Source organism: Limnohabitans sp., assembly GCF_046052765.1.
Classification (GTDB): Bacteria; Pseudomonadota; Gammaproteobacteria; order Burkholderiales; family Burkholderiaceae_C; genus Limnohabitans.
This window is the reverse complement of the sequence record NZ_JAVLFQ010000020.1, coordinates 1-2,404: the sequence shown is the minus strand read 5'-3', so window position 1 is coordinate 2,404 and position 2,404 is coordinate 1. Positions and strand designations below refer to the sequence as shown.

The 2,404-nt window shown below is 54.5% G+C and carries 2 protein-coding genes; both read left to right on the top strand.

Going from position 1 to position 2,404, the window contains the following annotated elements; all coding sequences use genetic code 11:
• Positions 1 to 6: 6 nt before the first annotated feature.
• Complete coding sequence (atpG, locus tag AC9UG7_RS01800) at positions 7 to 882, top strand: F0F1 ATP synthase subunit gamma (protein ID WP_509583504.1); 876 nt, start codon at positions 7 to 9, stop codon at positions 880 to 882.
• Between the two features lie 26 nt (positions 883 to 908).
• A complete protein-coding gene (gene atpD / locus AC9UG7_RS01795; RefSeq protein WP_509583503.1) occupies positions 909 to 2,330 on the top strand; it encodes a F0F1 ATP synthase subunit beta in 1,422 nt (473 codons plus the stop codon).
• Positions 2,331 to 2,404: the final 74 nt, after the last annotated feature.

The window sequence follows — 2,404 nt, the reverse complement described above, 5'->3', positions numbered from 1 at the left end:
CACTTCATGGCAGTCGGCAAGGAAATTCGCGGCAAGATCAAGTCGGTGGAAAACACCAAAAAGATCACCAAAGCCATGGAAATGGTGGCCGCTTCCAAAATGCGCAAGGCGCAGGACCGCATGCGTGCGGCCCGACCTTACAGCGAGAAAATCCGCAATGTCGCCGCCCATTTGGGCCAGGCCAATCCGGAATATGTGCACCCGTTCATGAAGGTGCACCCCGTCAAATCCACCGGTTTTATTGTGGTCACCACCGACAAAGGTTTGTGCGGCGGCATGAACACCAACATATTGCGTGCCTTGACCCTCAAGTTCAAAGACATGCAAGCCGTCGGCGCGACACCACAAACCATAGCCATTGGCAACAAAGGTTTGGGTTTTCTCAACCGTGTGGGCGCGCAGGTACTGGCCCAGCTTACCCAGCTCGGCGACACACCGCATTTGGAAGCATTGATCGGCCCGGTCAAAGTCATGTTGGACGCCTACACCGAAGGTAAATTGGACGCGGTCTACATTTGTTACACGCGTTTCATCAACACCATGAAACAAGAGCCGGTGATCGAACAACTGCTGCCTTTGTCGCATGAAAAAATGCACAACGAAGCCAAAGCCGCTGGCAGTCACAGCTGGGACTATTTGTACGAACCGGATGCGCCTGCCGTGATTGACGATTTGCTCGAGCTCTACATCGAATCCTTGGTGTACCAAGCGGTCGCTGAAAACATGGCGTCCGAACAATCTGCACGCATGGTGGCCATGAAGGCCGCGACCGACAACGCCGGCAGCGTCATCGGCGAACTCAAACTCATCTACAACAAAACCCGTCAGGCAGCGATCACGAAGGAATTATCCGAAATCGTGGCCGGTGCGGCGGCGGTGTAACCCTCATATTTTTGGAGCAAATCATCATGGCTCAGGCAATGACACACGCAGGAATTCAAGGAAAAATCGTCCAATGTATTGGCGCCGTGGTGGACGTTGAGTTCCCACGTGAGAGCATGCCGCATATTTACGATGCGCTCAAGCTCGAAGGTTCAAACCTCACGTTGGAAGTGCAGCAGCAACTCGGTGACGGCATCGTGCGTACCATTGCGCTGGGCAGCTCTGACGGTTTGCGTCGCGGCTTGATGGTCACCAATACCGGTGCAGCCATCACAGTACCTGTCGGTAAAGCCACACTCGGACGCATCATGGATGTGTTGGGCGCGCCTATCGACGAGCGCGGTCCTGTCGACCAAACCCAAACGGCTTCTATTCACCGCAAAGCACCTGCTTACGACGAACTCAGTCCTTCACAAGAACTGCTGGAAACCGGCATCAAGGTGATTGACTTGGTGTGTCCGTTTGCCAAAGGCGGCAAGGTCGGTTTGTTCGGTGGTGCCGGTGTGGGCAAAACAGTGAACATGATGGAACTGATCAACAACATCGCCAAAGCCCACAGCGGCTTGTCCGTGTTCGCCGGTGTGGGTGAACGTACCCGCGAAGGTAACGACTTCTACCATGAGATGGCCGACTCTGGCGTCGTCAATTTAGAAAATCTGCCTGAATCTAAAGTGGCCATGGTCTACGGTCAGATGAACGAGCCGCCCGGTAACCGTTTGCGCGTGGCGTTGACAGGTTTGACCATTGCGGAATCCTTCCGTGATGAAGGCAAGGACGTGTTGTTCTTCGTGGATAACATTTACCGTTACACCTTGGCTGGAACCGAAGTGTCTGCGCTGTTAGGTCGTATGCCTTCAGCCGTGGGTTACCAGCCTACATTGGCCGAAGAAATGGGCCGTTTGCAAGAACGTATTACCTCCACCAAGGTTGGCTCTATCACTTCCATCCAAGCTGTGTATGTGCCAGCCGATGACTTGACCGACCCGTCTCCCGCCACCACTTTTGCGCACTTGGACTCCACCGTGGTACTGTCTCGTGACATCGCGTCGCTCGGTATTTACCCAGCGGTCGACCCCTTGGATTCAACCAGTCGTCAACTTGACCCGTTGGTGGTCGGCACCGATCACTATGAAACGGCACGCGCTGTGCAAGGCACTTTGCAGCGTTACAAAGAGCTGCGCGACATCATTGCCATTTTGGGCATGGACGAACTCGCCCCCGAAGACAAACTGGCCGTGGCACGGGCCCGCAAGATACAGCGTTTCTTGAGCCAGCCGTTCCACGTGGCCGAAGTGTTTACCGGCTCACCTGGTAAATACGTCAGCTTGGCAGAAACCATTCGCGGCTTCAAGATGATCGTCGCCGGTGAATGCGATCACATGCCCGAGCAGGCGTTTTACATGGTCGGCACGATTGACGAGGCCATTGAAAAGGCCAAGAAAATTTAATCCGGGCTGCTCACGCACCTGACAAGGAAGCCCCATGAAAACCATACAAGTTGATGTGGTCAGTGCCGAAGAGC